At 70.0% G+C, this 1675-nt stretch carries 1 protein-coding gene; it reads left to right on the top strand.

Going from position 1 to position 1675, the window contains the following annotated elements; all coding sequences use genetic code 11:
* The first annotated feature begins 132 nt into the window (after positions 1-132).
* Complete coding sequence (locus tag C5N14_RS31430; protein WP_117673534.1) at positions 133-1515, top strand: IS1380 family transposase; 1383 nt, start codon at positions 133-135, stop codon at positions 1513-1515.
* The last annotated feature ends 160 nt before the right edge of the window (positions 1516-1675 follow it).

Below are 1675 nucleotides of genomic sequence, written 5' to 3'. Positions count from 1 at the left end.
GCCTCGGCCTTTCACGGCGGTCGTGATCTTGGATGTTCGGCGGGTGGGTAGATATGGCGAAGTGCCTGCCACGTAAGGAAAACTGCCCGGTGTCGAGTCGTGCAGGTTCCCCGTGTGAGAGGCACTTCGTAGGTGCAGATTACCGATTGGTCGAAGGGTTTGTCCGTCGAGGTCGGCGGCCGTGGTGTGGTGTCGCATGTCGGGGCGGCGCTGCTGCGGCTGCTGGCTGATCGCAGCGGGCTGACGCAGGCGTTGTCGGTGGCGGTGGCCCGGCGAGGGTTCGTCCCGGGTCGGGACCGGGGCAGGGTGCTGGTCGACCTGGCAGTGATGATCGCCGACGGTGGTGAGGCGATCGCGGATATCGACGTGCTGCGCCATCAGGGTGAGGTGTTCGGTCCGGTGGCGTCGCCGGCGACGTGTTGGCGGGCCCTCGACGAGATCAGTGACGTGCAGTTGCGGCGCATCAGAAGGGTGCGGGCGAAGGTCCGGGCCCGGGTGTGGGCGTTGTTCGGGCAGGTCCCGGCCGCGTGCGCCGCCGGCCGCAGCGTCGGCGACGGCCTCGTTGTGCTGGACGTGGATTCCACGATCGTCCTCGCCCACAGCGACAAGGGCGGCGCCGCGGCCACCTACAAGCACACCTACGGGTTCCATCCGATCCTGGTGACCTGCGACAACACCGGTGAGTTGCTGGCGATCCGGCTGCGGCCGGGCAACGCCGGGGCGAACACCGCCGGCGACCATCTGGACGTGTTGACCGAGGCGTTCGCGCAGGTCCCGGCCGCCCACCGCAGGAACCTGCTCATCCGTGGCGACTCGGCCGCCGCAACCCACGCCGTGATCGACTGGCTGACCGCGCAGGACGCCAAGCGCAACCGACGCGTGGAGTACTCCCTCGGCTGGTCGATCGGCGAGGCCGAACGCGGCGCCATCGACGCACTGCCGACCGCGGCCTGGTCACCCGCGTTGGCCGCTGACGGCGGCGTCCGCGACGGCGCCCAGGTCGCGGAGTTGACCGGCCTGCTCACCCTGGCCGGCTGGCCGCCCGGCATGCGGGTGATCGTCCGCCGGGAACGACCCCACCCCGGCGCCCAGTTGTCGCTGTTCGAGGAGCGTGACGGCTGGCGTTACACCGCGTTCGTCACCAACACCCCGGCCGGCGGGCTGCAGTGGCTCGAAGCCCGCCACCGCGCCCACGCCCGCGTCGAAGACCGCATCCGCTGCACCAAAGACACCGGATTGGGCCGGCTACCGTCACGCGAGTTCGCCATCAACCAAACGTGGTGCCAGCTCACGGCGATGGCCTGCGACCTGATCGCCTGGCTGCAGACCCTCGCTCTCGACGGCGAGCTGGCCAAGGCCGAACCGAAACGGCTGCGCTACCGCCTGCTGCACACCGCCGCCCGCCTGGTCCACGGTCAACGCCGCCGCCGGCTACGAATCCCACCAACCTGGCCCTGGGCCGAACAGATCACCGCCGCGTTCACCCGGATCGCGGCGATCCCCGCCCCCGGCTGACCAGCACAGCCCTGTCCCGACGACCGGAGGAACCAAAGGAGACCACGCCCACCGCCGCGACAGACGGCCCGACACCATGCCCTCAACCCAATCGCACCGAACACCAGCGATCAGAGGCCTGGGGCCGAAGCGGCCGACATCAGCCGTGAATGATCGAGGC

This window comes from Micromonospora sp. MW-13 (genome assembly GCF_003434305.1).
Classification (GTDB): Bacteria; Actinomycetota; Actinomycetes; order Mycobacteriales; family Micromonosporaceae; genus Micromonospora.
Note: the sequence above shows the minus strand (reverse complement) of the source record. Positions and strands in the feature narration are given on the sequence as shown.